The sequence below is a fragment of the Halorussus sp. AFM4 genome, from assembly GCF_051194995.1.
Lineage (GTDB): Archaea > Halobacteriota > Halobacteria > Halobacteriales > Haladaptataceae > Halorussus.
The window spans coordinates 818952-845793 of record NZ_JBNTJT010000003.1; the positions used below are offsets into that span (position 1 = coordinate 818952).

Here is a 26842-nt window from a genome sequence, read left to right on the forward strand (position 1 = left end):
GGACCTGCGACCGGTCTACTCGTCGTCGGCTCCGTCGTCGGCCTCGTGACGGTCCTCGACGACCAGCGCGTTGCGGACGAGCTCGTCGGTGCCCCGGCGGAGGCGCTCGGACAGCGAGTTCGCGGAGACGCCGACCCGCTCGGCCAGGTCCGACAGCGAGACGGCCCGCGGGACCTCGAAGTAACCGGACTGCTGGGCGAGGACGAGGGTCTCGCGCTGGTTCTCCGTCAGCCCGAACGTCGCCTGCCGGGGGTCGGTCGGCCGGGTCAGCTGCTGGACCTCGAAGCTGACGCCCCGGTCGTTGAAGTGGTCGCTGAACGCCTCGACCTGGGACTGGTCGGTGAACCGGACCCTGAAGAACCACCCGTCCGCGGCGGCCGACGCCTCGAGTATCGTGCCGTGCTGGTCGACGATCTCGTCGACGAGGTCGGCGACCGATTCGACCCACTCGATCTCGTACAGCCGGGTCGCGTCGAACGCGTCGACGACCGAGCGCTCGGCGACCGAGGGGTCGTCGGCGAGCGCGGCCTCGAACGCCTCGAAGTCGCCGCCGGACGCCCAGACGAACGGCATCACCCACTCCCTGCTGTGGGTGGCGAGGCGTTCGACCTCGACGCGCATCTCCGGCGCTGCCCCGAACGTCTCCCCGAGCGCCACCGCGTCGAGCGGGACGCTGAAGTGAGCGACGATGCTCATCGTCTACCCTAAGAGCCCGCGGCCGGACAAAGCGACCGCATTAGTTCTGGCGGAGAGCGCCGGAATCGAAGCCGGGACGAGCGAGAGGGCGGCGGAGCGTCCCGGAGAGCGCGTCAGAACTCGTCGAGTCCCAGGTTCTCGCCCTGGTACGACCCGGCGTAGGTGCCCTCGTGGTCGGCCTCCGCGAGCACGAGCTGGGCGATCCGGGCCCCCGTCTCGAGCTCGATGTCGTGGTGGACTTCGAGCAGGCCCTCGCCCTTCCCCTCGTAGCCGGCGTCCCAGACCGCGGTGTTCAGCATGCAGGAGTTGCGCAGCAGCGACGACCGGGGGTAGACGTAGCCGACGTGGCCCTCCGGGATCGCGATGGTCTCGGCGTACTGGACGACGTAGCCGCCGGGGGTGAGGTAGTAGGTCTCGGGCGCGTCGTCGGCGATCTGTTCGGATTCCAGTTCCCGGCGGTCGCCGATCTCCTTGCCGTCCCGGCCGATCCGGCCGGGTTCGCGCTGCTCGTACACCGCCGCGAGCGTGAGGTCGACGCCGTTGGGCTGAACCTGCTCGTCGTCGGTCTCGGAAACGTGTTCGGCGACGAACGGACCGCTCTCGAACATGTGGGTCCGGTTCCGCCGGGCCACCTTAGCGTTGGCGGAGTTGGACGGGCGTGGGACTCCCGGCCGGTTCGCACAACTTTTGCCGCACGGCAGCGGGATTTACAACCCGCGTAATGAACGGAAACACGCGGGATTTATACATGTGGAGGGCCGACATCCGGACGATATGGGACAGACGCTAACGGAAAAAATTCTCGAGGACCACCTCGTCGAGGGTGAACTCACCACCGGCGAGGAGATCGGCATCGAGATCGACCAGGTCCTCGCACAGGACACCACAGGGACGCTCGTCTGGCTCCAGTTCGAGGCGCTGGACCTCGACGAGGTGCAGACCGAGCTGGCGGCGCAGTACTGCGACCACCAGACCTACCAGTTCGACTTCAAGAACACGGACGACCACCGGTTCCTCCGGAGCGCGGCGGGCACCTACGGCGCCCACTTCTCGCGGCCCGGCAACGGTATCTGTCACAACGTCCACAAGGAGAACTTCGCGGCGCCCGGCAAGACGATGCTCGGGTCCGACTCCCACACGCCGACCCCCGGCGGCCTGGGCGAGCTCGCCATCGGTTCGGGCGGTCTCGACGTCGCGGTCGCGATGGGCGGCGGCCCGTACTACATCGAGATGCCCGAGGTCGTCAACGTCCGGCTCGAGGGCGAGCTCCCCGAGTGGGCGACGGCGAAGGACGTCATCCTCGAGATGCTGCGCCGGCTCTCGGTGAAGGGCGGCGTCGGCAAGATCTTCGAGTACACCGGTCCGGGCGTCGAGAGCCTCTCGGTCCCCGAGCGGACGACCATCACCAACATGGGCACCGAGCTCGGCGCGACCTCCTCGATCTTCCCGACCGACGAGAACACGAAGGACTACCTCGAGCGGCTCGGCCGCGGCGACGAGTACGTCGAGATCGGTCCCGACGAGGACGCCGAGTACGACGACCAGATCACCATCGACCTCAGCGACCTCGAGCCGCTCATCGCCGAGCCGTCGATGCCCGACAACGTCGTGCCCGTCCGCGAGGTCGCCGGCACCGACGTCGACCAGGTCATCATCGGCTCCTGCACCAACGGCGCCTACGAGGACATCCTCCCGGCCGCCAAGATGCTGGAGGGCCGCGAGACCAACAAGACGACCGAGATGATCGTCGCGCCCGGTAGCAAGCAGGCCTCCGAGATGCTCGCGAAGGAGGGCTGGGTCGCCGAGATGATGGCGGCCGGCGTCAACTTCTCCGAGGCGACCTGCGGCGCCTGCATCGGCATCGGTCACGTCCCGGCCAGCGACTCGGTGTCGCTCCGGACGTTCAACCGCAACTTCGAGGGCCGCTCGGGCATCGAGGACGACAACGTCTACCTCTGCTCGCCGGAGGTGGCCACCGCGGCCGCCATCAAGGGCGAGATCGTCGACCCGCGCGACCTCGCCGACGAGCTCGGCGACCTCGAGGACCCCGGCTTCGAGATGCCCGACAAGTACACGGGCAGCAAGGCCGACCTCATCGCGCCCGACGAGGCGCCCGACGACGAGCTCATCAAGGGTCCGAACATCGGCGACGTCCCGCTGAAGGACGAGCTCGAGGCCAACCTCGAAGGTCCGAACCTCCTCAAGATGGGGGACAACATCACCACGGACCACATCATCCCGGCGACCAGCGACATCCTGAAGTTCCGGTCGAACATCCCGAAGCTCTCTGAGTTCACCCTCAGCCGCGTCGACGAGGACTTCGCTCAGCGCGCGCTCGACTCCGACGGCGGGTTCCTCGTCGCCGGCGAGAACTACGGGCAGGGGAGCTCCCGCGAGCACGCCGCGCTGTGCCCGATGTACCTCGGCGTCGACGGCGTCCTCGCCCAGAGCTTCGCCCGCATCCACAAGGCGAACCTGTTCAACTTCGGCCTCATCCCGCTGGAGATCGACGAGGAGACCTACGAGAAGATCGAGCAGGGCGACGACATCGAGATCGTCGACGACGTCGCCGAGGCGGTCCGCTCCGGCCAGGAGGAGTTCACGGTCCGCGTGAACGACGACTGGGAGGCGACGGCCCACCTCGACGCCTCCGAGCGCGAGCGCGAGATCCTCGCGGACGGCGGCAAGCTGCCCCACACGAAGAAGCAGGCCCAGGGCGGCAGCTCCGGCGCGACGCCCGCGGACGACTGAGTAGCCCGTTCTTTCTCCCGTTTTTTCGCGTCCCGATCAGCAGTGGCTGCGGCGCGCATCTTCGCGTCCGACAGGAGTACCAGCTACTGTACTGCGAGCGAGGAGCGCCGTGCTTTTGATCGAGCTTTTCCAGCGAAGGAGCGGGGCAGGCGCTCCTGAGCGTCGTAAAAGGTCGCGTGCAAAAGTGGGGGGTGGGTGGGGGAGATTTCGGGAGCTTGCACTTCCGGCCGGAAAGTGCGTTTCGTTCTTATGATTCATACTACTAAAGAATTACGGGCCTCGAATCGGGCATGACACTCTTAAGGGTCGGGCGAGAACCCGCGGACAGTGACAACGACCCGCGCGGCGGACGGCGACGGCGTCCGGATCCGAGAGGCGGTCCAGGCCGACCTGCTCGCCGTGCTGCGCATCGAGCGCGCCTCGTTCGACCAGCCGTGGCCGTTCTCCGCGTTCGAGCGGTACCTGGGCGAACCGGGCTTCCTCGTGGCGATCGCGGGCGGGGACCCCGAGCCGTACCCGCTCGACGGCGAGGAGGCGCCGAGTCCGGGCCCGGGCGAGAGCGTGGTCGGCTACGTCGTCGCCGACCTCGTGCGGAACCACGGCCGGCCGCTGGGCCACGTCAAGGACATCGCGGTCCACCCCGACCACCGCGGCGAGGGCGTGGGCGCGACCCTGCTGGAGCGGGCGCTCGGCGTGCTGGAGGCCCGGGGCGCCCGGAGCGTGAAGCTGGAGGTCCGGGCGAGCAACGACCGGGCGGTGTCGCTGTACCGGGACTTCGACTTCGAGTTCCTCCGGACCATCCCCCGGTACTACGACGACGGCGAGGACGCCCACATCATGGTCGTCGATCTCGACGCGTGAGGGGACGGAGCGAGCGCGGGCGACTCCGGGTCGCACGCGACCGTCGAGCGTGGCGCTTTTCGGCGCGAGGACCCTACGGCCGCCCATGGGATACGCCTGTCCGGTCTGCGAGACGCCCCAGTCCGACGCCGAGCACCTCGCCAACCACCTCGCGTTCACGGCCATGCTGGGCGACGACGACCACGAGGCGTGGCTCGACGACCACGCGCCGGGGTGGCAGGAGCAGGGCGAGCGCGAGCTCGCCGCCCGCGTCGAGGAGCACGCCAAGGAGGTCGGGTTCCCCCAGGTGTTCGACGACACGACCGGCCACGACCACGGTCACGGCGACGAACCCCGGGCGGGCGACCTCTTCGAGGACGAACTGGAGCGGGCCAACGCCCGCGGTCGGGGGTCGATGGCGGGCGGTGCGGGCGGTCGCGGTGCCGGTGGAGGGGCAGGTGCGCTCGACGGCGAGGCCCAGGAGATCCTCCAGGAGGCCCAGGAGATGACCGAGCAGCTGCTGGACTACGAGGGCGAGAGCGACGGGGAGACGGCCGACGAGCGCGACGAATAACCCCAGAGGGGCGAGAGCTACCGGACCTATCCACCGTTCGCGTGGGCGAACGACCAGTCCGTCGTCTGGGTGGATGAAAGGGGCCGGTCGGTCGCGTCCAGTTCAGTCGCCTGAGCGACCCCTATCCGGAGCGAACGCAGTGAGCGGAGGATATGTCGCTCAGCGACCGCGACCGACCGGGGGCTTTCTGGGAAATCCTCGTTTCGGTCGTGCTGATACCGTCATTTGACATTCAAATCGGAACTCGGCCGAGGACGAAAACCAGTAGTCCCCGGCCTCCGAACGCCCGCCCATGGAGACCCACGGCTTTCTCGCGCCGGCGACCGAGAGCGAGGCCCGCGAGCGCTACGAGGCGATCGGGCCGGCGGCCCAGACCGTCGTCAAGGAGACCGCGAAGGCGATGGCGTTCGACGCCGACGAGTACGACCGGCGCGTGACCGGCGAGGTGGTCGAGACCGCCCGCGACGCCCTGTTCGCGTCGCTGCTGGCGGTCCGGACCGGCACCCGCGAGGAGTACGAGGAGTGGCTGGCCGACCGCGACCGCGAGGTGCGCGAGGAGGGCTCGGCGAACGTCGACAACGTCGCGTGGCACGACGCGCTCGGCGAGACCGTGGTGGCCGCGACCTACCAGCGCGAGGAGCGGGCCGCGGTGGCGACGCTGCGGCGGCAGGCGTTCGGACGGGTCTATCGGGACGTGGTGCAGGGATAGCGGACGCGGGGCTTGCGCGGATTGTGCGGGGAAGGAAACCGCATCAATTGATACCGGGAACGAGATGGTCGAGCTAGCTACTGCCGTCACCTATGTACAGCACAGCACCGCGACCGCAGACCTCACACCTCCCCAACCTCCTCGCTCACTCCGTTCGCTCGTCCCTCGCACGGAGACGGCGCGGCCACTGACGGGCCGCGCCAGCGCGCGCCGACCAGCAGACCGACAGGTCGTCTCGGTCTAGAAGCCGTCCCATCTCCGAGTAGCCACGCTTTACCCCCTCGCAGTCGACGCAGTAGTCATGAGCGAGGACTGGCGCGTCATCGAGTCGGTCGCCGAGTACGAGACCGGCTGGTACACCGGCGGCTACGACCTGGTGGAACAGCCCGACGGCTCCACGAAGCGGTACTACTGGGCCGAGCTCCCGCCCGCGGTCGTGATCCTGGCGGTGACCGACGGCCAGGTCGTCTTCGTCGAGCAGTACCGGCCCGTCATCGGCGAGGAGTGCCTGGAGTGCCCGGCCGGCATCGTCGAGGACGGCGAGTCCTACACCCAGGCCGGCGCGCGGGAGCTCCGCGAGGAGACCGGCTTCGACCCCGCCGGCGTGAGCCTGCTGGAGGAGTTCCACGTGGCCACGGGCGTGCTGCGCCACGAGCGGGGCATCGTCTTCGCCGAGGGGCTGGCGCCGGTCGAGCGCGACCTCGACGACAACGAGTTCCTCCGGGTGCGGTCGCTGCCGGTCGACGAGGCCCTCGACGCCGCCCGCGAGGCGCCGGCCAACGACGCCACCATCGAGGCGCTGCTGCTCGCCGAGGCGGAGGGGCTGCTGTAGGGGACTACCGCCGGCACCCGCGACAGCGGTGGCGGGGCCGCCGCAGGTCAACGCCGGGCCGCGATCGCGTCCCGGAGCGCCGCGACGTACGCCTCGCGGTCGTACCCGATGCGCGGCAGCCAGACGTTCTGGTACGACGGGTGCAGCAGCGGGAGGACGGTCGTCCCGAACTCGGGGGAGTCGACGGGGTCGAGCACCGCGTCGAGGAACCCGCCGGAAAGCGCCTCGTCGCCGAGCACCGAGAGGGTGGCGTGCTTGCCGGTGGTCGCCACCACCGCGGGGTCGACCCGCTCGATCTCGGTCGCGAGGTGGCCGCGGCAGTTCGCGCGCTCGCCGGCGGTCGGTTCGCGGTTGGTCGGCGGGTCGCCGGACGCGTCGTGTTCCGCCTCGTCCGCGTCGCTCTCGGCCTCCGCCCGGGGGAAGCACTTGACGGCGTTCGTGAAGTACAGGTCCCCGGACGCGAGGCCGGCGTCGGCGAACAGGTCCCGGACCCGCCGACCGGAGTGCCGGGAGGTGTAGGCCATCCCGGTCCAGTTGCCGCCCTGCCAGCGGTCGGCGTCGGGGTCGCCGAACGCCGGCGCCTCCCCGACCACCATCACCTCGGCGTCGAGCGATCCGTTGCCCCACGCGATGCGCTCGCGGGACTCGGCCAGCGCGGGGCACCGCGCACACCCGGGTTCGAGGACGTTGCGCGACTCGGAGTCCGGAAACTCGGCCATGGCGCGGGTTCGGCGGCGACGCTACTCAACCCCTCGTTTCGACGCGCGGGCCTGCGCCTCCGGATACCGTCGCGGGGCCGGGTCGGCGGTCAGGCCGCCCGCTGGCGTCGCGCGCCGCGCGTCGCCTCCGCCGACCGGCCGCCACCGAGCAGTCGGTAGGCGACCCACAGCACCGCGAGGAACGGGAGGAGCGGCAGGAGCAGCAGGGCGACCCCCGCCGCGAGGAGGTACCCGATGAGGCTCATCGACGGTTCGGGTTCCGGTCGGGGTAGCGTCGTCACTGTGCGGGCCATACTCGGTGACAACTACGCCGCGATCAGTATAGAATCTAATCCAATGTTGCGGACCGTCCGGCGCCGACAGCGACCGCTCTCTGCGCGGAACCGCTCGCCGCGGCGGTAGATGCCGATTGTTCGCTCACCCGCGGAAGCTACTTGTCGGGCGGAGCGGACAGTTCGGCCGTGGCGCGGTTCGACGTCCGACCGGCCGCCGCGGACGACGCGACCGCGGTTCGGCGGGTCGCCCGCGAATCGTGGCACGCCGCCTACGACGACCTGCTCGGCGCGGAGACGGTCGACGCGGTGGTCGACGAGTGGTACGACCCCCAGCACCTCGCCCGGTCGATCGAGCGCGAGGACGGCGTCTTCCCGGTCGCCGAAGGCGGTGAACCGCCCGATTCCGAGGTCGTCGGCTTCGCGCAGGGGGTGCTCGGCGACGGCGACGACCCGGCCGAACTCCCGCGCATCTACGTCCGCCCCGACCGCTGGGGCGAGGGCGCCGGGTCGGCGCTGCTCTCCCGCGTCGAGGCGTGGCTGACCGACCGCGGCGCCGAGCGGCTCCGGCTCGTCGTGCTGGCCGACAACGAGGTCGGCAACCGCTTCTACGAGACGCACAGGTACGACGTGGTCGACGAACGCGAGTCCGAGCTGGCGGGCCGGACCGTGAGCGAGTACGTCCGCGAGAAGCAGTTGTAGGGAACGTTCGCGAGCGAGACGGGGAGAAAGTATATCCGAGTCGTTCCGGTACGCCGACGAATGGCCGAGATCGAACTCGAACCCCACGACCCCGTCTGGCGCACCCGATTCGAGCGCGAGCGCGACCGGGTTCGCGAGGCGTCGCCCGCCGGCCCCCTCGGCGTCCTCCACGTCGGGAGCACCGCGGTGGCCGACCTGGCGGCGAAACCCGTCCTCGACGTGCTGGCGGTGTACGACGACTACGAGGGCGCACGCGCCGCGGCGACCGGACTCGTCGCGACCGGGTGCGACCTGCGGCGCGACGAACCCGACTGGGTCCGGCTGAACCGGACCGGCGACGAGTACCCCGCCGTCCTCCACCTCCGGCCGCGCGACGCCGAGGCGTGGCGCGACCAGGTGGTGTTCCGCGAACTCCTCCGGGAGAGTCCCGAGGCCAGAGCCGAGTACGAGCGGGTCAAGCGCGTCGCGGCCGCGACGCATCCGAACGACGCAGACGCTTACACGGACGCGAAGGAGGAAACCGTGCTCGACCTGGTCGAGCGCGCCTACGACGAGGGGTACGACGACCGGCTCCCGGCGTTCGCGTAGGCGCTCACTCCTCGTCGACGACCTCGATCCCGCGGTTGTTGACCGCGGCGGCGTCGAGGCCGACCTCCTCTAGGAACTGCTTGTACTCGCGCTCGCAGGCCTCGGCGTCGGCCTGCTTGTCGCTGGCCCGGTCGCACAGCGCCACCAGGTCCTCGGGCACGTCGTTGGTGTAGACGATCCAGTGGTTGATGAGGTCGCTCAGCCGCCGGATGGGGCTGGTGAAGTGGCCGTAGATCTCGAAGTTGAGGGCGTGGTGGCCGCCGAACGGGTCGTTCATGTACCGCGCCCGGGGCATCACCTTCATCACGGCCCACTGGATCTTGTCGAGCTGGCGCGACGGGGCGTCCTCCAGGGTGGCGTTGACTGCCTTCCGGGGGTCGTCCCACGCCTCGCCGGGGATCGAGACGCCGTCGAGGTCCTGGATCTCCTGGAGGGCCTCGCTCCACTCGTCGGGGCTGGGCTGGGGGTGGACCCGGTACATCGCCTCGACCCCGCGGTCCCACATCAGGGTGTGGGTGACCGCCTTGTTGGCCTTCAGCATGCACTCCTCGATGATGGTGTGGGCGCGGTCCCGCCGGGGGTTGAGCACGAGGCTGCCGTCCTCCTTGCGCTGCTCGTGCATCCGGTCGGCCAGCTCCCAGACCAGTTCGGTCTTCTCCGCGAGGTCGACCTCCGGGTCCTCGAGGAGGTCGGCGGCGGTCTCGGGCTCGTCGAGCAGCCGCTCGGCCTCGGTGTAGGTCAGTCGGGCGTCGCTCCGGATGACCGACTTGTAGATGTCGATGGTCTCGAACCCCAGGTTCTCCTTGTCGAGGTGCATCTCGACGGTGTGGGCCAGCCGGTCCTCGTTGGGCACCAGCGAGCAGACCGTCTCGGCCAGCACCGGCGGGAGCATGTGGATGGTGTAGGCCGGCAGGTAGACGGTGTTGGCCCGCTCGACCGCCTCCTCCCACATGTTGGTCTCGGGATCGACGTAGTGGGTCACGTCGGCGATGTGGACCCAGAGGACGTACTCGTCGTCGCGCTCCTCGACCGACAGCGCGTCGTCGAAGTCCTGGGCGTCGATGGGGTCGGTGGTCCAGGTCGTCATCTCCCGGAGGTCGGTCCGCTCGTCGACCTCGTCGGCGATCTCCTGCTGGATGTCCTCGGTGCGCTTCTCGGCCTCGGTCAGCACGGCCTGGGGGAACTCGTCGCGGATCTCGAACTTCTCGAAGAGCTCCTCGCGCTTCTCCTCGAGTCGCTCGGCGAGTTCCGGCGAAATCTCGACCGGGCCTTGTCCCTCGGGAGTTCCAGCCTCGGCCTGCGCGTCGCTCGTCATACCGAAGGATAGCGGAGTCGAATAGTTAGGCGTATCGGAGCGAGGGTCGGGCCGGCGGCGCGGCGCCGCGGCTCGGGTCGCGGTCCGGGCGTCCCCGCAGGCGACCGTTCGCCGACCTCCTCGCCCCTCCCGTGCGGCTCACGGCCCGGCGCCGCTCACCGCTCGTGGTCGAGCGGCCCGTAGCGGTCCTCGACGGCCTCGCAGTACCGGTCGAGGAACTCGACCTCGGTCAGCCCCCCGGCGTCGATGTCCACCAGCAGGTCCTCGAGCTCGTCTCGCGGCTGGTGACAGAGGTCGGTGTGACACTCCTTGCAGAGGTGTTCGAAGTCCTTTCCCTTGCGGTTCCAGCGGTCGCCCTCCTTGTCGTACTCCCGCGCGTCCGAGCGACGGATGGTCTCGCCGCAGGCGATGCAGTCGACCGAGTCGTTTCCCCGGTTACTCCGGGAACCCCACATACGCGTCACCACGGCCCGCGGTTACTTGCGGTTTTCGGTCAGAATACCGGTAGGTTCGGGCGATTTGCCGGTGGAAGTAATGACGGCTTACCCTCTATTTTCTATCCGGTTTGGCGTAGAAAGAAGTTAAGCGCCGGCTACCCCGCGGCACCGACCTCCGACGGCACCTGCCGAGAGCGACGGGTCGGGCGAATCGGCCGTCGTTCCCCCGGGAGATCGACCGTTACCCCCGAGAGGACCGACCGTCACTCTCTAGAAGACCGACCGTCGCGCCGGCCCGGACGCGCCTCGGACCACCGCGGGGCTTATTCGGTCGGAGAGCCAACCCGCACGCGATGGACGCCGAAATCTCCCCCGAGGAGGTCGAGCAGCTCCTCGACGCGGACGAGGACGTCCGGGTGGTCGACATCCGGTCCGAGGAAGAGTTCGAGCGGGGCCACATCCCCGGCAGCGAGAACATCCCGTTCCACGCCTTCGCCGACGAGATCGAGCGCCTCGACGGGGCCGACCGGGTCGTCACCGTCTGCCCGCACGGCAAGGCCAGCGTGCAGGCGGCCCGGCTCGTCTCCTCGTACGAGGGCGTGGCCGACGGCGCCCGGGTCGAGAGCATGGCCGGCGGGCTCGCGGCGTGGGAGGCCGACCTGGTGGAGGGCGCCGACGGCGAGGGAAGCTCGGACGGGAGCGCCGGCGACGCGACCGCGGACGACGCCGACGCGCCCTTCTAGGGGTCCCGCCGGTGGCGGGTTACGCGCGAGAACAGTTCGCGTGAGCGCATCGCGACGCGAGGAGTGACGCGACACGGGCGGTCGCGATGCGATCGGCTGGAGCGCGAGCGGCCCGTCGGTCGAAGAGAAACTAGCGCGTGGTCGCCACTCGGCGACCCGCTTCGACGTCACAAAACCGACGCGATGTCAGGCTACGTTGAATCCCTTGTCACGGAGGAAATCCTCGACGCGCCCGGTGTGGTTGCCCTGGAGCTCTATCTGGCCTTCTTCGACGGTCCCGCCACACGCGAACTTGGACTTGAGGTCCGACGACAGGCTGTCCAGATCCACGTCCTTGGGGTCGAATCCTTCGATTATCGTTACCTCTTTACCGTAGCGTCGCTCGTCGATGCGGATGTTGATCTGCTGGGACTCTTTGGCCACGTCCTCGCAGACGCAGAGCTCTTGAGGCAGCCCGCACGTCGAGCACACTTCCGACATTACAGTTCGGGAATTGGTCGTAGGGGTACAAAACTGTGTCGCTAATTCCCCGGTCAGGACCGCGATAGAAAGCTGACGCGGGCGCTCGCGCCCGCCGAGCGCGCACCGGCCGAATCGTTCATGTGGGGATCGCGGGGTCGGCGATTCGGCCCGGAGCGGAGGCGACGTCGCTCCAATCGTGCGGGGTGTCGGGGAGCCGACGACCCGCGGTCACCGGCGGCCGAGCAGCGACGCGCGCTCGCGGACCAGTTCGTCGACCAGCGAGACCGCCTCGTCGGCCAGCCCGCGGTCGGCGTCCTCGGCGTACCGGACCCGCTCGTGGATGGCGCCGACGCGCTCGATCCGGTCGTCGAGGTCGGCGCCGCCGATCGACGCGAGGTACTCCCGGGGCGTCTCGCCCGGCCGCCGCTCGCGGTGCTCCCGGGCGAGCAGGCGTTCCAGCCGGTCGAACGCCCGGGTCACGTCGGTCTCGGGGTCGGTCCGGGGCTGCCACCGGAGCCGGACCGCCCGCCGGAGCCGGTCGAACAGCCCCGTCCGGCGGGCCGCGGCCAGCAGCCCGACCGCGACCAGCGCGCCCAGCGCGGCCTGCTCGCGCGACGGGAGTCCGACGGGCAGCCAGCCGCCCTCGTCGCCGGTCGCGCCGCCGGGGCCCGCGCCGCCGGTCGTCGTCAGGTTGCCGACGGTCCCGTTGAAGCCGGGCGCGCCGGGGGTGACGGGGCGGCGACCGCCGATCCCGGGCGCGGTGGTCGACGGCCCGGTCGTCGCGTTGCCGGCGACGGTGGTCGTCTCGCCGTCCGCGGGGTCGACCGTGGTCTCGGGGGTGGTCGTCCAGGTCCCCTCCTCGCTCTCGTCGGTGTCGACGCCCGAGACGTTGCTCTGGCGGGCCTGCTCGACGCGGGCGCCCTCCCGCTGCTGGCGCGCCGCGCCCGGCGTCGGGTCGAACTTCACCCAGCCGACGTCGGGGAAGTACACCTCGACCCACGCGTGGGAGTCGAGGCCGCGGACGACCCACTCGTCCTCCGAGACGCGCTGGCCGGGCGTGTACCCCACCGCGAACCGGGCGGGGACGTCCTGGGACCGGAGCATCGCGACCATCGCGGTGGCGTAGTAGGTGCAGTAGCCCCGCTCCATGTCGAAGATGAACGACTCGGCGATGTTGCCGTCGGGCCGGGAGACGTCGAGCGAGTACTGCTTGTTGGTCTCGAGCCAGCGCTCGACGGCCTTCGCGGTCGCGTAGGGCGTCGTCGCGTTCGCGGCCGCCGCGATGCGGTCGGTCCGCTTGCGGATGCGGTCGGCCGAGCTCGCGGGCAGCTGGAGGTAGCGGCTCTCGACGTACTCGGGGTAGTCGGTGCCGGCGGTCCGGAGCCGGCGCTCCGTGGGGTCGGGCACCCGGCTCACGACCGTGTAGCGCTCGCCCTCGCGGAGCGCGCCCACGAGGTCGAAGCCGCCGAGCGAGGTGACCCGGACGTTGTCGCGATCGCCCGACTCCAGCCGGGTCGGCCGCCACGCCGCGGGCATCGCGCCCATCCGCTCGGCCTTCACCTCGACGGTCTGGGTCACCTCGTCGGCGGGGCCGGGCGGCGCGGGCTGGGACCGGTACGGCCCGCCCTCGCCGGCCCGGATCCAGCCGTTGCCGTCGTAGCGGTCGTACGCCGCCACCCGCCAGTAGGCCCGGTCGGTCGACTCGACGGTGAACCGGACCTTCGGCGAGAGCCGGATCGACCCCTTGATCGACATCCGCTCGGGGTTCGAGACGAACGCCCCCTCGACGGTCGGGGTGCCCGCCCCGCCGCCGGGCAGGACGGGGCTCGGGCCGCCGCCCGGCACCAGGGTGGCACTCGACGCGAGCACCACCATCGCCACCAGCACGACCGCCAGGACGTCGACCTGGGCGGTCGTGCCGCCCCGGCGCGCGAGCGTGCCGAAGCCCAGCGTCGCGGCCGCTCCGAGCGTCCCGACCAGCGTGGCGAAGGTGCCGAGGTCGCCGGTCAGCACGAAGAAGCCCATCGCGGTGCCGGCCGCGCCGACCGCCAGCGCGTAGCGCCGCCGGAGCACGAGGTACCACGGCGCGAAGACCATCGCCGGCGCGACGCCGAGCGCCCACGCGCCGACCTCGGTCATCCGGAGCACCGACAGCCCGGTGAGCAGCGCGACGTTGTCGGCCACCAGCTTCCCCGCCGACACCGCGACCAGGTAGGCGCTGGGCACCGCCAGGTAGTAGGCGACGATGCCGACCGCGAGCAGGCCGACCGCGAGGGCGGCGGCCTGGACGAGCCGGAGCCGCCGCGCGACCGCCGCGCCCGCGACCAGCGTCGCGGCCACCAGCGCCAGCAGGGTCGTCGTCCCGCCGACGATGTCGGTGATGTGGTAGAGCACGCCGAGGTAGGTCGACGCCGTGACCGCGAGCGACCCGACCGCGAGCCAGTGGTACGGCACCGACGCGTCGCCGAGGTCGAGGGCGTCGCCGACGGCGTCGGCGGCCGCCGCACCGTCCGCGCGCGCGTCGGTCGCGCCGGCGCTGTCCGCGCTCACCGCCGGTCACCTCCGGCGCGGGGCCCGCGGCCGTCGGCGAGCGCAGCGTGCTCGCCACCGGTCGGCGCCGACTCGCGGCCGACGCCAGACTCGCGGCCCCCCGACAGCTGGTCGAAGGTGACGGTGCGCTCGCCGATGGTGATCCGGACGTCGTCCTCGCCGCCGCGACCCTGGATCACCACGTCGACGTCCTCCCGGCGGTGCTCCGCCACCGTCCCGGGTGTCGCCCGGGCGAGCGCGGTCAGGAGGTCGGTGCGGTGGTCGGGGCCGGCGTCGGGCTCGACCCGGTCGCCGGGGAGGGTCAGCCCGACCGCGAAGCCGGCGTCGAGCAGGTACGCCAGCACGCTGGCGGTCGCCTCGGCGGCGTCGTCCATCCGGCCGCCGTCGGCCTCCGCGAGCAGCTCGATCCGCTCGCGCTCCTCGTCGGCCTCGAACTCCATCACCACGAGCTCGCCGTCGGCGCGCTTCGCGCTGGCCTTCCAGTGGACGTTCCGGAGCGGGTCGCCCCGCTCGTACTCCCGGAGCTGGTCGAACCGGTCGCGGCCGCCGACGCCGAACCGCTCGCTGAGCGCCGCGAAGTCGCTGACGTCGTCGAGCCGGCGGATCCGGGGGAACACCACGACCTCCCGGGAGACGCGGTAGGTGTGGGTCGCCGCCCAGACGCCAAGCACGTCCTCGAGGACCACCTTGACCGGGCCGACCGACTGGAAGCCCCGGTCGCGGAGCGTCGCGCCGACCGTCAGGTCGCCGTCGGCGACCGTGGTCTCGACCGTCGACTCGTCGAGCTCGAGCCCGTCGGCGGCGCTCAGCCGGACCGTCGCGGCCATCGGCGGCGACACCGCGAACTCCAGCGCTATCGTCGCGCGCTCGCCGGCGAAGCCGAACTCGGGCGCCTCGACGGCGAGGTCGGGCCGGCCCGCGCGCCGGACCTGGAGCCACCCGGCCGCGAGCGCGACGAGGGCCGGGCCGACCACCGCGTTGAGCGAGCGGGCGCCGAACCCCGCGGCCAGCAGGACGGCGCCGGCCGCGACCGCCGCGAGCGCCCAGCCGCGTCGCGTCAGCATCTCACTCCACCGGGACCGACTCGAGCGCCTCGGCGATCAGGTCGCGACCTGACCGGCCCGACGACGCGCCGGTCCTGACCCGGTGGGCGAGCACGGCCTCGGCCTCGGCCTGGACGTCGTCGGGGACGACGTAGTCGCGGCCGTCGAGCACCGCCCTGGCCTGGGCCGACCGGAGCAGCGCGATGGAGCCCCGGGGGCTGACCCCCAGGTCGGCGTGGTCGCGGGTGTAGTTGGCCAGCCGGGTCACGTACGCCCGGACCGCCTCGCCCGCGGTCGCGTCCGCCACGGTCTCGCGGGCGGCCAGCACGTCCTCGGCGGTCGCCACGGGTTCGAGGTCGTCGATGGGGTGGCCGCCGGTGACCCGCCGGAGCACCTCCGACTCCTCGTCCGGTGAGGGGTAGCCCAGCGTGAGCCGCTTGGCGAACCGGTCGATCTCGGCGATCGGGAGGTCGTAGGTCCGGTCGGCCTCGACGTCGTTCTGGGTGGCGATGACGGTGAACGGCTGGTCGAGCTCGTAGGTCTCGCCGTCGACGGTGACCTGGGCCTCCTCCATCGCCTCGAGCAGCGCGCTCTGGGTCTTGGGCGGCGCGCGGTTGATCTCGTCGGCCAGCACCACGTTGCCGAACACGGGGCCGGGCCGGAACTCGAACTCCCGGGTGCGCTCGTCGAAGACGTTGACCCCGGTCACGTCGCTGGGCATCAGGTCGGGGGTGAACTGGACCCGGGAGAACTCGCAGTCGATCGAGCGGGCCAGCGACCGGGCGAGCATCGTCTTGCCGACGCCGGGCACGTCGTCCAGCAGGAGGTGACCCCGTGCGAGGATGGCGGTCACGATGTGCTCGGTCACGTCGCGGTGGCCCACGATGACCCGCTCGACGTTCTCGACGACTCGCTCGGCGACGCCGGCCGCCTCGGCGACCGAGAGGGGGTCCGGCGACGCGTCGGTTCGGGGCGTTGGGGGATTGGCTTCCGTCATGGGTAGCTCCGTCCGCACGCGGAGGGCGAGAAGGTCGGCGACCCGCCGGCCGCCGGGCGTGCGATTGCTACCCCTACCTATCGGCCCCACCTTTGAAACTTTTGTCCCGGTGGAAACGTGTCCCCTCGCCGTCCCGACTGTCGCGCCGTCGGCGAAACGGGCCGTTTCCGACGCGGTGGCTGACGCGTTCGTGACACGTCAGTTACGTGACGGCCAGAGCTTTCATACGTTCGTCACTCCAACCCCCCGACAGCCCGTATGCCTCCCGAGAATCTCTTCGACGAGTCTGCCGAGGACACCCGGACTGCCATCATGGAGGCGACGTATCACGCGCTGGTCGAGCACGGCTACGCCGGGCTCAGCATCCAGCGCATCGCCGACCAGTTCGACAAGAGCAAGTCGCTGCTGTACCACCACTACGAGGGGAAGGACGACCTACTGGTCGACTTCCTCACGTTCTACCTCGACTACCTGCAGCGCGAGACCATGGTACCTCCGGACGCGCCGGCCGCGGAGCGGCTCCGGACGTTCTTCGCGGGCATCGACCCGGCGGACCCCGCGAGGACCGACGAGTTCGTCGGCGTCTTCGTCGAGCTCCGGGCCCAGGCGGTCCAGTGCGACGACTACGAGCAGCTGATCACCCGGACCGACGAGTACATCCGCGAGTACCTCGCGTCGATCATCGAGGACGGCATCGAGCAGGGGTCCTTCCGCGAGGTGGACCCGGACCGGACCGCGGCGTTCCTCGTCTCGATACTCGACTCCGTGCTACTGCGGCGCACCACCACCACCGACGACGAGGCGGTGGCGCGGGACGTCCTCGACGAACTGGACCACTACCTCGAGACCAGACTGTACCGCGAGGACTGAGCGACCGCCCGGAACGCCCCGACCGGTCCCGGCGGACCGCACCGGCCCCTCGGCCTACCACTCCTTGCAGTCGGCGCAGACCAGGTCGCCGCCGCGCTCGCCGTCGGCCCGCCACCGGCGCTCGACCGACGCGCCGCAGGCGGCGCACTCGCCGCCGCCGGGCGACCACCCGAACGTCGAGACCGCCGGCTCGGCCGCCTCCGTGGCGGCCGGCGGTTCGCCGGCGTCCGCCCCCGAGTCGTCCGTTCCGGCGGCCGTCTGTTCCGCGTCCGCACGTCCATCGTCCGCCGGTTCGGCGTCCGCCTCGCTCTCGGGCGAGTCGGGGGAGGCGAACCGGTCGAGCGACGCGTCCTCGGTCACGGGGCCGTCTACGCAATCCCCGGTGGTAAGCGTGCCGGAGTCCGCGGCCGGCGTCGCCCGCCCGCAGACGGAGCAAACAAGTACCCTCGTTACGGACGGTCACGCATGGCGAGCATCATCCAGAACATCCTGGACATGACCGGCTACATCGGCGACGCCGCGCTGTCGTTCCCGACCTCGATACTGCTCGTGCTGATCGGATTCGTGCTGATCACGGGCTCGGTGCTCGTGTTCGCGTACCTCACGGCGGGGGCGCTCGTCGACCTCGTCACTCCCGAGTCGCTCGGTCGACCGCCCCAGCAGCGAGGCTGACCGCCGCCCGCGGGTCCGGTCCCAGCGGCGACCCGGCGACGAAGCTGTCGGCGTACTCGAGCACCCCCGAAATCTTCTCCGCGGCGGTCTCCGCCGTGCCGGCGATGCAGAACGCGTCGAGCATGGCGGGCGTGACCGCCTCGAACGCGGCCGAGAACTCGCCCGCCTCGATGGCCTCGCCGATCTCCTCGGCGCGCTCCCGGTCGATGCCGTGCCTGTCGAGCACCGGCGGCGCCGCCCCGGCCGCGATGAACGCCACCGGCGGCCGCGCGGCCTCCCGGGCGGCGTCGGCGTCCTCGGCCACGCTGACGCTGGCGTAGGCCGCGAAGTCGAAGTCGCCCCGCTCGTCGGGGCGCTCGGCGAGTCCCGTCTCGACCTGCTCGTCGGCCCACGCGAAGTCGTCGGGGTGGGAGGCGTTGACCAGGACCCCGTCGGCGTGCTTGGCCGCCATCCGGATCATGTGCGGGCCCTGCGCGCCGACGTAGACGGGGATAGCATCTATCGCTTCGGCGTAGTTGAGGCCCGCGTCGGTCGCCCGGAAGGTGCCGTCGTGGTCGACGCGCTTGCCGGCCCAGAGCTTCTGGGCCACCTTCATCGTCTCCAGCACCCGCCGGAGGGGCCTCTCGCGCTCGACGCCGAGGTTGGCGAGCGTCGAGCGGTCGCCCGCGCCCAGCCCGCAGACCGCCCGGCCGCCGCTGGCCTCCGCCAGCGTCGCCACCCGGGAGGCGAGCGCGACCGGGTGGGTCTCGTAGGGGTTGGCCACGCCCGGCCCCACGAGCAGATCGTCGGTCGCGGCCGCTATCCGGTCGAGCACGACGAACGGGTCGCGGTTGTTGTAGTGGCAGCTCGCGAACGCGGCGTCGAACCCCTCGGCCTCGGCGGCCTCGCCGATCGCGACGAGGTCCTCGATCGGGTGCTCGGGCGTGAGCTCAATTCCGCGCAAACTCCCACCCCCTGAGCGCCTGCCGGACGAAGTCGCCGTCGACGTCGCGGTAGAGGTTGTCCGACCCCTCGTGGTCGCCGAACTCCCAGTCGCGGACGACCGCCACCGGGAGGCCGTCGTCGCCCTCGCCGGTCACCAGGTTGGCGGCGGCCGCCAGCTCGTCGACGACCGCCTCGACCGTGACCTCGAGCTCGTGGCCGTCGCGGTCGCGCTCGCCCCGCCAGTCCCGCGAGGCCGGCATCCCCGCCCAGCCGATGGCGACGCCGCGCTGGCCGTGCCGGAACGGCCGGCCCGAGGTGTCGGTCACGATCACGGCGGGGTCGGCCGAGAGGTTCCGGCGGATGCGGGCGGCGCTCTCGCTCGGGCGCTCGGGCAGCAGCAGCAGGTCGTGGCCCTCGTCGCCGACGTTCGACCGGTCGATGCCCGCGTTGACGCCGACGTGGCCGAACCTCGTGGCGGTGAGCAGGAACGGCGCCTCCGTGATGATCTCGGTGCTCTCCTCCAGGACGGCCTGCGCGAACCGGGGGTCCTTCTCCTCGCCCGAGATGGCTTCGAGCCGCTTGGCGAGCTCCCTGGCCCGGGGGCCGGCGGGGAAGTCCTCGAGGTCGGCCAGCCGGCCCTCGGCCTTCGAGACGACGGTGCTGGCGACCAGCACCACGTCGTCGTCCCGGAGGTCGGTCCGGGCCTCGACGAGCGCCGCGAGGTCGTCGCCCGGCCGGACCTCGGGGAGCCCCGGCACCGCGAACACGTTCATGCACTGGGGTTGGCGCGTCGCGGGTAAAAACCCGCCCGAAACGGGCAAGCGGTGCTGGGCGGGGACGGACCGACGGGTCCGGTCGCCGAACCGCCCGGGGACGCCTACACGCCCCGGTCGTCGAGCGGTTCGACGTGGTCGTCGGCGCTGTTCTCGTCCACGTCGTGGGACTCGGCGACGTGCTGGCGCACCTCCTCGTGCTCGCCGCGGAAGTCGCCGCACACGTCGCACCGGTGTGTCTCGACTGGCATCGGAATCACGGCCCGCAGACGCGGACCGCGTCGGAAATGGGCGTCTACCGGCTTGAAGCACGTGGCCGACCCGGCGCGGGAGCGTGACGGCGTCGACAGCGCGCCGTCCCCGCCGGTCGCATCTGCGGGGCGGTCCGCCGGTCGGTCCTCGGCCGGTGCGCGGTTCTCGTCCTCTGCGGTCACGCGAGCACGCGGTCGCGCGCTCGGTCCCGGGCGAACCTCTCGAAGTTCTCGAAGACCCGCTTCGAGTCGGCGACTTGGCGGTCGGCGCCCGCCTGGACCTGGTCGAGCACGCGGCGGATCTGCCCGTCGTCGACGTCCTTGTACTCCATGGCGGCCTTCGCGGTCTCGAGGTCGAAGTCGGGGTGGAACTGCACGCCGAACGCGGCGCCCTTCCGGAACGCGTGGAGCGAGAAGTTGTTCTCGGCGAGCCTCTCGGCGCCCGGCGGGAGCTCGGCCACCGCGTCGGAGTGGGCGGTGAAGGCGACGAACCACTCGTCGGCGCCGTCGAGCAGGCGAGAGTCGCCGGTTCGGTGGACCTGGTGGTAGCCGAGCTCGTACGTGCTCATGCTCTCGACCTCGCCGCCGAGCGCGTCGACGAGTAGCTGCTGGCCGAAGCAGACGCCCAGCACCGGGACGTCGCGGTCGAGCGCCTCGGCGACCCAGGTCTCGAGGTCGTCGATCCAGGCCTCGTCGTCGTTCACCGACGACCGCGACCCCGTGACGACCGCGCCGTCGTAGTCGCGGGTCGGCGGCAGGTCGCCGCCCTTCGCGTCGAACGCCGTCAGCTCCGCGTCGAGTTCGCGCCGGAAGTTGCGCCGGGTGGGCGTCCCCAGGTGGGACGCGTCGAGTAACGCGAATTCCATCGTTCTCGGGGCCGACTAGCGGCCTGACGCGGAAACGGCTGGTGGCGCTCCGCCGGCGGGACGCGTCGGTCTCGACGCAACCCGCCTCAGTCCTCGACCTCGATCTCCTCGTCGTCCTCGAAGACCCTGACGTCCACTTCGCCCTCGACGATCTCGACGGTCATCATCGTCTCGCGCTCGGCGGGGGAAGCCCCGGTCGCGCTCCCGGGGTTCAGGAAGCGGATGCCCTCGATGTCGTCGTCGACGACCTCGTGGGTGTGGCCGGCGATGGCGATGCCGGGACCGGTGAGTTCCTCGCTGATGGCCTCGGCGACGGTCTCCTCGTACTCATCGGGGCCGGCCGCCGTGCCGTGGGTCACGACGAACGTGGTCCCGCTGACCTCGACCGCGGCGACCCGCGGCAGGTCGAGCGACGCGGGGTCCATGTTGCCGGCGACCGCGGTGAAGTTCTCCCCCGCGAGGTCCGCGACCCGCTCGTAGGCCTCCGGGCTGTCGAAGTCGCCGGCGTGGATGGTGTGGTCGGCCTCGCCGACGCGCTCGGCCACCCAGTCGGGGATGCGGTCGGCGCGCGACGGGACGTGCGTGTCGCTGAGGATGGCTACCTCGACCATGCGACCACGTTCGACCCGGGCCGGGAAAAAGCTGGAGGCGAGCGCGGCACGCCGTCGGTTCGCCGTCGGCTCGCCGAATCGGGGAGCCGCGGCCGAGGATTCGTTCACGGTCGGTGACCTTTTGCCCGAGGCCGTCGTGGACCGCCACGGGGGAGAAGTGGGTAATGCTATCACAGGGTGAACGAATCGCGGCAGTACTACTGGCGATCGGGCTGCTCGCGTCGAGCGCGGCCGGGGCGACCCTCGGCGGTGCGCCGGCCGACGCGACGGCGGTCGCGGCCGACGCGGGACCGACTGCGGCCGACGCGGGACCGAGCGCCAGCGCACAGGACGGGGGCGGACAGAGCGGCGTGGAGAACGTCTCGACGGAGTGCGCGGCGTCGGTGCCCGCGAACGGCGCCGACCCGAGCTCGGACGTCAAGGGGTGGGAGAACGGCCTCTGGTACAACGCGTCGCTCGACGTGAACCAGAACGACGGGGTCCAGCGGGGCGAGCGCGAGCGCATCGTCTCGCGGACGATGGCCCGCGTCGAGGCGATCCGGTGCATCGAGTTCAACCAGTCGGTGCCGGTGTCGGTCGTCAGCAGGCAGGAGTTCCAGCGCCGGCAGCTCCAGCGCAACGCCTCCAAGGGGCTCCGGGCGTTCGACAACGTCAAGTTCGAAGCGCTGTTCCTGATCAACGAGTCGGCCGACTCCATCGCGGTCCAGAACCGGAACCGCGCCAGCGGCGTCCTGGGCTACTACAGCCCGCGGCGCGACGAGATCGTCGTCATCGCCGAGAGCACCGAGGACCTCCGCATCGACGAGCTGACCCTGGCCCACGAGCTGATGCACGCCTGGCAGGACCAGCAGTACAACCTCTCGGGCTCCGAGCTCCAGGCCCAGCTCCGCGACCAGGTCAACGCCCGCAACGGCGTCATCGAGGGCGACGCCAGCTACGTCGAGACCCTCTACGAGGCGAAGTGCAACGCCGGGTGGGAGTGCCTCGACGCGCCCCGGCCGAGCGCCGGCCAGCTCGCCAACATCGGCGTCTACCTGCTGAAGTACCAGCCGTACAGCGACGGCCCGGCGTTCATCCGGATGGTCCACGAGACCGGCGGCTGGGACGCGGTCAACTCGCTGTACCGGCGCCCGCCGGCGAGCACCGAGCAGGTCATCCACCCGCTGAAGTACCGCAACGACCCGGTGACGAACGTGACCATCAACGACACCGCGGCGGGGTCGTGGGAGCGCGTGAACGCGCCGAACCGGCCCAACTACGGCCAGCTCGGCGAGGCCGCGGCGATGATGATGTTCGTCTACCCGTACTACCACAGCGGGGGCCAGACCCAGATCGTGCCCCGCGACGAGTGGTTCGACTACAACCAGTCGGGCGGCGTCAGCACGTTCGACCCGCTGAACTACGAGTCGGACTTCTCGGCGGGCTGGGACGGCGACCGGCTCCACGCCTACCGGAACGACGCCGGCGAGTTCGGCTACGTCTGGCGGCTCGCGTGGGACTCGCCGCAGGACGCCCGGCAGTTCGTCGAGGGCTACCGCCGGGTGCTCCGGTACTGGGGCGGCCAGCAGGTCGGCCCGAACACCTGGCGCATCGCGGAGGGCGGGTTCGCCGACGCGTTCTACGTCCAGGTCGACGGGCGGAACGTCACCATCGTGAACGCGCCGACGGTGGGCCAGCTCTCGGAGATCCGGCCCGACATCGGCCCGATCGCGACAAACCAGACGACCACCGCCGCCGGCGGTCAGGCAGACGGGACGACCGCCGCGCCGGGTGACGGCGCGAGCGAGACGACGAGCAACGCGACGGCGGACAGCGCCGAACTGGCGGTCCGGACGACCACCGCGGCCTGAAGAGGGGCCGCGACGGCCGCGTCGGTCTCGGGCCGACAGCGTCTCCGGTCGCGAACGACCCGGCGCTCCGCCGGTGAGGTCGCGTCTCCGGTCCCGCCGAACCCGGTATTCAAGCCGCTCGGGACCGACGCGTCCGGCATGGAGGAGACGCACGTCGTCACCTGCTTTCTGCGGAACCGCGGCGAGGTCCTGCTGCTCAGGCGCTCCGACGAGGTGGGCTCGTACGCCGGCCTGTGGGGCGGCGTGGCGGGCCACGTCGAGGGCGACCCCGACGCCGGAGGACGAACCGCGTCCTCCGAGCCCACGCCCGCCGACGCTCGCAAGGACGTCGCGGCCCGCGAAGACACCACGGCCCGCGAAAATGACACGGCCCGCGAGGACGCCGCGGCCCGCGAGGAGATCGCCGAGGAGACGGGGCTGCTCGACGCCTGCACGCTCGCCCGGAGGGGCGTCAGCTTCAGCTTCGAGGACGAGGAGCTGGACACGGAGTGGGTCGTCCACCCGTACCTCTTCGACTGCGAGCGCCGCGACGCAGAGACCGACTGGGAGACCGCCGACGCCGAGTGGGTCCACCCGACCGAGATACTGCGGCGCGAGACGGTCTCGAACCTCTGGACCTCCTACTCCCGGGTGGCCCCGACCGTCGGCCGGGTCGCCGAGGACGAGGACCACGGGTCGGCCTACGTCTCGGTCCGGGCGCTCGAGGTGCTGCGGGACCGGGCCGGCAGCTTCGCGGTGCAGGAGACTGGCGGGTGGGACCAGCTGGCCGACCTCGCCGACGCGCTGCTCGACGCCCGACCGAGCATGGCCGCGGTCGGCAACCGGGTGAACCGGGCGATGGCCGACGCCGCCGACGAGGGCCGGACCCCCGAGGCCGTCGAGCGGGCCGCCCGCGATGGCATCGAGCGCGCCTACCGGGCCGACGAGCGGGCCGCCGAGGCCGCGGCCGACCGGATTCGCGGCGACCGCGTGCTCACCCTCTCGCGGTCGGGGACCGTGCTCGACGCCCTGCCCGCGGCCGCGGCGGCGTTCGTCGCCGAGTCGCGGCCGGCCCGCGAGGGCGTCGGCGTCGCGGAGGCGCTCGCCGAGAGCGCGGACGGGGAGCGCCCCGAGGTGACGCTCCACACCGACGCCGCCGCGGCACACGTGCTGGCGACCGCCGACGTCGACGCGGTGGTCGTCGGCGCCGACGCGGTCCTGCCGGACGGGCGGGTCGTCAACAAGACCGGCACCCGCGGAGTCGCGATCGCCGCGGCCCGCGAGGGCGTCCCGGTCCACGCGGTCGCGGCGAGCGACAAGGTCCGGACCGACGACGCGGTGCATCTGGAGGAGGGTGAGGCCGGCGCGGTGTACGACGGCGAGGCCGACATCGACGTGCTGAACCCGACCTTCGACGCGACGCCGGCCGACCTGATCGCGAGCGTCGTCACGGAGCGCGGCGCACTGGACGCTGACGGCGTCTCGCAGGTGGCCGAGGAGCTACAGGAGCTCGCGGCGTGGCGCGACGGCGAGTAGGCCGGACCGGTAGTCGGGCGGTCGACCCGGACACGCAAGAGCCAAGGCCGCGACGCGCCAACCCCCGACGGGCGGCAGTGACGAGGGTTACCCCCACCGAGCCCCTTCTGACGAGGACCTTCAACCGAGCCGCCCTTCGACGCGACGCGGCGTCCGCACCGAACACCTTTACCCGAAGATTCAACCGCGGAGCATTCGGAGACGTACCCATGCAGGTAGGACGCATCGGCATCCACGAGTCGGTGAGCGCCGTCTTCCCGCCCGAGGAGCTGCGAGACGAGCTGTCGGAATCAGGCCCGGCGGTCGCCGTGGTCGACGACGACGAGCTCGACGACTGCGACGCGGTCGTGGCGTTCGGCCACTCCCCGGCCTTCCTCGACTCGGGCGTCGAGTGGGTCCACTCCATCCAGGCCGGGTACGACGCGTTCCCGCTCGACGAGTTCGAGGCGGCGGGCGTCGCGCTGACCAGCAGCACGGGCATCCACGACACCAGCGTCGGCGAGTTCGCGGTCGGCCTGATGCTGACGTTCGCCCGCCGGCTCCACACCTACGTCCGCCAGCAGGAGGCCCACGAGTGGGCCCACCCCGAGTGGGACGCCCCGTTCACCCTCCAGGGCGAGCGGTGCTGCGTCGTCGGGCTCGGCACCCTCGGCCGGGGCATCGCCGAGCGCGCCGACGCCCTCGGCATGGAGGTCGTGGGCGTCCGGCGGTCGGGCGAGCCCGCCCCGCACACCGAGACCGTCTACACGCCCGACGACCTCCACGAGGCGGTCGCGGGCGCCCGGTTCGTCGCGCTGGCGGTGCCGCTGACCGACGAGACCGAGGGGCTGTTCGGCGCCGCGGAGTTCGCCGCGATGGACGACGGCGCCTACCTCGTCAACGTCGCCCGCGGCCCCGTGGTCGCGGAGGACGAGCTGGTCGCGGCGCTCCGCGAGGGCGAGATCGCCGGCGCCGGCCTCGACGTGTTCGAGGCGGAGCCGCTGCCCGAGGACTCCCCGCTGTGGGACTTCGAGGAGGTCGTCGTGACGCCCCACCGGGCGGCGGCCGAGCGCGACTACCACCGCCACATCGCGGGGCTGGTCCGGGAGAACCTCGACCGGCTGGCGTCGGGCGACGAGATGACGAACCGGGTCGTCTGATCGGAGTGACGCCGGCCGCCGTCACTCGCCGGGCGGCGTCATCCCGGCGTGCTCGTCGGCGTCCTGCACCCGCCACATCCGGGCGCGGAGGTCGTCGGGCATCGCGGGCACGTCGAGGTCGGCGAGCCGGTCGAGGTCGTCGGCCGGGACCGGGAACTGCCGGAGGTCCTTGTGGAGCGCGATGCCGGCGTAGGCGCCGTCGCCCAGCGCGATGGGCGTCTGGTTCTGGCCGTGGGTCAGGTCGCCGACCGCGTAGACGCCGTCGACGCTGGTCTCGCGGTTCTCGTCGACCGCGACCGAGCCGTCGTCGTTGCACTCACAGTCCAGGCCGGTCGCGAGCTCGTTGTTGTACTCCCGGCCGTAGACCGCGAAGCCGCCGCCGTACTCCCGGGTGTGGCCGTCGGCGAACTCCAGGCCGCCGAGCCACTCCTCGGCGTCGCCGCCGCGGTCGGGGTCGGTCGCGGCGTAGGCGTGGTCGACCCGGTCGTCGACCACCTCGACCGGGTGCTCGCGGACCTGCGCGGCCGCGTCGTCGCCCCACGTCGGCTCCTCGTCGTTGAGCAGCAGGTCGACGTCGTCGGTGAAGTTGAGCAGGATCATCGCCACCTCGGCGGCGTGGTCGTCGTGGCCGAGCACGAACACGGGGTCGTCGCCGAGAGTGTAGGCGTCGCAGTGGAGGCAGTAGTGGAGTCCCCGGCCGGCGAACTCCCGGAGGTTGCGGACCTGGGGCGGGACGTCGGTGAAGCCGGTGGCCAGCACCACGCGGTCGGCCCGCAGCGCGACGCTCTCGGCGTCGACCCGGAATCGGGTGTCGTCGCTCCGGTTCTCGAAGTCGGCCGCGTCGGCGTCGGGGTCGATCCGATCGACGGAGCGCACGTCGTCGCGGTAGTAGTCGGCGCCGTACTCCTCCAGCTGGTCGACGGCGAGTTCGGTCACGTCCCGGCCGGAGGTCTCCTCCGAGACCCCGACCAGGTTGTGGACGTGCGAGACCGTCTCGTACCGGCCGCCCTCGCGGTTGACGAGCGCGGTCCGGTGGCCGAGCCGGGTCGCGTACAGCGCGGTCGTGAGCCCCGCGGGGCCACCGCCGACGACGACCACCTCGTAGGCCGGAGTCTGTGCCATTACCTCGGGTACGGGCGAC

Annotated in this window: 30 protein-coding genes; 13 read left to right on the forward strand and 17 right to left on the reverse strand. The window is 71.6% G+C overall.

From position 1 onward, the window contains the following. Nucleotides 1–15: 15 nt before the first annotated feature. Together ACQUQF_RS17260 and ACQUQF_RS17265 are read right to left on the reverse strand one after the other, a co-directional pair. Nucleotides 16–696: a helix-turn-helix domain-containing protein gene (locus ACQUQF_RS17260; protein ID WP_435180336.1), complete on the reverse strand. Its 681-nt coding sequence runs from the start codon at nucleotides 694–696 to the stop codon at nucleotides 16–18. A gap of 113 nt (nucleotides 697–809) precedes the next feature. Further along, nucleotides 810–1328 (reverse strand): deoxyuridine 5'-triphosphate nucleotidohydrolase, encoded by a 519-nt coding sequence (locus ACQUQF_RS17265; RefSeq protein WP_435180338.1) that lies wholly within the window; start codon nucleotides 1326–1328, stop codon nucleotides 810–812. A gap of 142 nt (nucleotides 1329–1470) precedes the next feature. Here ACQUQF_RS17265 and ACQUQF_RS17270 point away from each other — a divergent pair, with 142 nt between their 5' ends. From ACQUQF_RS17270 to ACQUQF_RS17290, 5 genes are all read left to right on the forward strand, one after another. Next, nucleotides 1471–3447, forward strand: a complete 1977-nt coding sequence (locus ACQUQF_RS17270; protein ID WP_435180339.1) for an aconitate hydratase — start codon at nucleotides 1471–1473, stop codon at nucleotides 3445–3447. 327 nt (nucleotides 3448–3774) lie between these two features. After that, nucleotides 3775–4308 (forward strand): GNAT family N-acetyltransferase, encoded by a 534-nt coding sequence (locus tag ACQUQF_RS17275; protein ID WP_435180340.1) that lies wholly within the window; start codon nucleotides 3775–3777, stop codon nucleotides 4306–4308. An 85-nt stretch (nucleotides 4309–4393) separates the two neighbouring features. Further along, nucleotides 4394–4861, forward strand: coding sequence for a DUF5810 domain-containing protein (locus ACQUQF_RS17280; RefSeq protein ID WP_435180341.1), 468 nt, complete (start codon nucleotides 4394–4396; stop codon nucleotides 4859–4861). A gap of 292 nt (nucleotides 4862–5153) precedes the next feature. Continuing rightward, on the forward strand, nucleotides 5154–5570 hold the full coding sequence (locus ACQUQF_RS17285) for a DUF5809 family protein (protein ID WP_435180342.1): 417 nt from the start codon (nucleotides 5154–5156) through the stop codon (nucleotides 5568–5570). A gap of 301 nt (nucleotides 5571–5871) precedes the next feature. Further along, on the forward strand, nucleotides 5872–6402 hold the full coding sequence (locus ACQUQF_RS17290) for an NUDIX hydrolase (protein ID WP_435180344.1): 531 nt from the start codon (nucleotides 5872–5874) through the stop codon (nucleotides 6400–6402). Between the two features lie 47 nt (nucleotides 6403–6449). Here the strand turns inward: ACQUQF_RS17290 and ACQUQF_RS17295 are convergent, their stop codons facing one another. Next, nucleotides 6450–7121: a uracil-DNA glycosylase gene (locus tag ACQUQF_RS17295; protein WP_435180345.1), complete on the reverse strand. Its 672-nt coding sequence runs from the start codon at nucleotides 7119–7121 to the stop codon at nucleotides 6450–6452. Between the two features lie 89 nt (nucleotides 7122–7210). Beyond that, the gene (locus tag ACQUQF_RS17300) at nucleotides 7211–7414 is read right to left on the reverse strand and encodes a DUF7535 family protein (RefSeq protein WP_435180346.1); all 204 of its coding nucleotides are present in this window, start codon (nucleotides 7412–7414) and stop codon (nucleotides 7211–7213) included. Nucleotides 7415–7582: 168 nt separating this feature from the next. Here ACQUQF_RS17300 and ACQUQF_RS17305 point away from each other — a divergent pair, with 168 nt between their 5' ends. Together ACQUQF_RS17305 and ACQUQF_RS17310 are read left to right on the forward strand one after the other, a co-directional pair. Further along, nucleotides 7583–8095: a GNAT family N-acetyltransferase gene (locus ACQUQF_RS17305; protein WP_435180348.1), complete on the forward strand. Its 513-nt coding sequence runs from the start codon at nucleotides 7583–7585 to the stop codon at nucleotides 8093–8095. A 60-nt stretch (nucleotides 8096–8155) separates the two neighbouring features. Further along, nucleotides 8156–8683 carry a GrpB family protein gene (locus ACQUQF_RS17310; RefSeq protein ID WP_435180350.1) on the forward strand — a complete coding sequence of 176 codons (528 nt, stop codon included), beginning with the start codon at nucleotides 8156–8158 and terminating at the stop codon, nucleotides 8681–8683. A gap of 4 nt (nucleotides 8684–8687) precedes the next feature. Here the strand turns inward: ACQUQF_RS17310 and ACQUQF_RS17315 are convergent, their stop codons facing one another. Both ACQUQF_RS17315 and ACQUQF_RS17320 read right to left on the reverse strand, forming a co-directional pair. Next, nucleotides 8688–9998, reverse strand: a complete 1311-nt coding sequence (locus ACQUQF_RS17315) for a ribonuclease catalytic domain-containing protein (RefSeq protein ID WP_435180351.1) — start codon at nucleotides 9996–9998, stop codon at nucleotides 8688–8690. 155 nt (nucleotides 9999–10153) lie between these two features. Beyond that, the gene (locus ACQUQF_RS17320; RefSeq protein WP_435180352.1) at nucleotides 10154–10453 is read right to left on the reverse strand and encodes a DUF7562 family protein; all 300 of its coding nucleotides are present in this window, start codon (nucleotides 10451–10453) and stop codon (nucleotides 10154–10156) included. Nucleotides 10454–10788: 335 nt separating this feature from the next. Here ACQUQF_RS17320 and ACQUQF_RS17325 point away from each other — a divergent pair, with 335 nt between their 5' ends. Then, nucleotides 10789–11178 carry a rhodanese-like domain-containing protein gene (locus ACQUQF_RS17325; protein WP_435180354.1) on the forward strand — a complete coding sequence of 130 codons (390 nt, stop codon included), beginning with the start codon at nucleotides 10789–10791 and terminating at the stop codon, nucleotides 11176–11178. Nucleotides 11179–11364: 186 nt separating this feature from the next. Here the strand turns inward: ACQUQF_RS17325 and yciH are convergent, their stop codons facing one another. The 4 genes from yciH to ACQUQF_RS17345 form a co-directional block, all read right to left on the reverse strand. Next, the gene (yciH, locus tag ACQUQF_RS17330; protein WP_113276842.1) at nucleotides 11365–11658 is read right to left on the reverse strand and encodes a stress response translation initiation inhibitor YciH; all 294 of its coding nucleotides are present in this window, start codon (nucleotides 11656–11658) and stop codon (nucleotides 11365–11367) included. Nucleotides 11659–11868: 210 nt separating this feature from the next. Then, nucleotides 11869–14190, reverse strand: a complete 2322-nt coding sequence (locus tag ACQUQF_RS17335) for a transglutaminase TgpA family protein (protein ID WP_435180357.1) — start codon at nucleotides 14188–14190, stop codon at nucleotides 11869–11871. Beyond that, on the reverse strand, nucleotides 14187–15254 hold the full coding sequence (locus ACQUQF_RS17340) for a DUF58 domain-containing protein (RefSeq protein WP_435180359.1): 1068 nt from the start codon (nucleotides 15252–15254) through the stop codon (nucleotides 14187–14189). The genes ACQUQF_RS17335 and ACQUQF_RS17340 overlap by 4 nt, the downstream gene beginning before the upstream one ends. A 1-nt stretch (nucleotide 15255) precedes the next feature. Next, nucleotides 15256–16230 carry an AAA family ATPase gene (locus ACQUQF_RS17345; RefSeq protein ID WP_435180361.1) on the reverse strand — a complete coding sequence of 325 codons (975 nt, stop codon included), beginning with the start codon at nucleotides 16228–16230 and terminating at the stop codon, nucleotides 15256–15258. A gap of 258 nt (nucleotides 16231–16488) precedes the next feature. On the opposite strand from ACQUQF_RS17345, the gene ACQUQF_RS17350 reads away from it, so the two are divergent. Then, complete coding sequence (locus ACQUQF_RS17350; RefSeq protein WP_435180363.1) at nucleotides 16489–17100, forward strand: TetR/AcrR family transcriptional regulator; 612 nt, start codon at nucleotides 16489–16491, stop codon at nucleotides 17098–17100. 54 nt (nucleotides 17101–17154) lie between these two features. Here ACQUQF_RS17350 and ACQUQF_RS17355 read toward each other — a convergent pair whose 3' ends face one another. Continuing rightward, entirely contained in the window at nucleotides 17155–17460 is a 306-nt protein-coding gene (locus ACQUQF_RS17355) for a DUF7573 domain-containing protein (RefSeq protein WP_435180364.1), read from the reverse strand. Between the two features lie 105 nt (nucleotides 17461–17565). On the opposite strand from ACQUQF_RS17355, the gene ACQUQF_RS17360 reads away from it, so the two are divergent. Then, nucleotides 17566–17772: a hypothetical protein gene (locus tag ACQUQF_RS17360; RefSeq protein ID WP_435180365.1), complete on the forward strand. Its 207-nt coding sequence runs from the start codon at nucleotides 17566–17568 to the stop codon at nucleotides 17770–17772. Here the strand turns inward: ACQUQF_RS17360 and ACQUQF_RS17365 are convergent. The 5 genes from ACQUQF_RS17365 to ACQUQF_RS17385 all read right to left on the reverse strand — a co-directional run bounded on the left by ACQUQF_RS17365 (nucleotide 17729) and on the right by ACQUQF_RS17385 (nucleotide 21197). Then, nucleotides 17729–18715 carry a 5,10-methylenetetrahydromethanopterin reductase gene (locus ACQUQF_RS17365; RefSeq protein ID WP_435180366.1) on the reverse strand — a complete coding sequence of 329 codons (987 nt, stop codon included), beginning with the start codon at nucleotides 18713–18715 and terminating at the stop codon, nucleotides 17729–17731. The genes ACQUQF_RS17360 and ACQUQF_RS17365 overlap by 44 nt on opposite strands. Then, complete coding sequence (locus tag ACQUQF_RS17370; protein WP_435180367.1) at nucleotides 18702–19469, reverse strand: coenzyme F420-0:L-glutamate ligase; 768 nt, start codon at nucleotides 19467–19469, stop codon at nucleotides 18702–18704. Before ACQUQF_RS17370 ends, ACQUQF_RS17365 begins: the two co-directional genes overlap by 14 nt. Before the next feature lie 104 nt (nucleotides 19470–19573). Next, nucleotides 19574–19720 (reverse strand): hypothetical protein, encoded by a 147-nt coding sequence (locus tag ACQUQF_RS17375; protein ID WP_435180368.1) that lies wholly within the window; start codon nucleotides 19718–19720, stop codon nucleotides 19574–19576. 179 nt (nucleotides 19721–19899) lie between these two features. After that, nucleotides 19900–20586 carry a type 1 glutamine amidotransferase gene (locus tag ACQUQF_RS17380; RefSeq protein WP_435180369.1) on the reverse strand — a complete coding sequence of 229 codons (687 nt, stop codon included), beginning with the start codon at nucleotides 20584–20586 and terminating at the stop codon, nucleotides 19900–19902. A gap of 86 nt (nucleotides 20587–20672) precedes the next feature. Continuing rightward, the gene (locus ACQUQF_RS17385) at nucleotides 20673–21197 is read right to left on the reverse strand and encodes a metallophosphoesterase family protein (protein ID WP_435180370.1); all 525 of its coding nucleotides are present in this window, start codon (nucleotides 21195–21197) and stop codon (nucleotides 20673–20675) included. A 164-nt stretch (nucleotides 21198–21361) separates the two neighbouring features. Here ACQUQF_RS17385 and ACQUQF_RS17390 point away from each other — a divergent pair, with 164 nt between their 5' ends. From ACQUQF_RS17390 to ddh, 3 genes are all read left to right on the forward strand, one after another. Beyond that, nucleotides 21362–23047, forward strand: coding sequence for an Hvo_1808 family surface protein (locus tag ACQUQF_RS17390; RefSeq protein WP_435180371.1), 1686 nt, complete (start codon nucleotides 21362–21364; stop codon nucleotides 23045–23047). A 138-nt stretch (nucleotides 23048–23185) separates the two neighbouring features. Further along, a complete protein-coding gene (locus ACQUQF_RS17395) occupies nucleotides 23186–24562 on the forward strand; it encodes an initiation factor 2B (RefSeq protein WP_435180372.1) in 1377 nt (458 codons plus the stop codon). 209 nt (nucleotides 24563–24771) lie between these two features. Next, complete coding sequence (gene ddh, locus ACQUQF_RS17400) at nucleotides 24772–25701, forward strand: D-2-hydroxyacid dehydrogenase (RefSeq protein WP_435180373.1); 930 nt, start codon at nucleotides 24772–24774, stop codon at nucleotides 25699–25701. Nucleotides 25702–25722: 21 nt separating this feature from the next. Here the strand turns inward: ddh and ACQUQF_RS17405 are convergent, their stop codons facing one another. Continuing rightward, the gene (locus ACQUQF_RS17405) at nucleotides 25723–26823 is read right to left on the reverse strand and encodes an NAD(P)/FAD-dependent oxidoreductase (RefSeq protein ID WP_435180374.1); all 1101 of its coding nucleotides are present in this window, start codon (nucleotides 26821–26823) and stop codon (nucleotides 25723–25725) included. Nucleotides 26824–26842 lie beyond the last annotated feature (19 nt).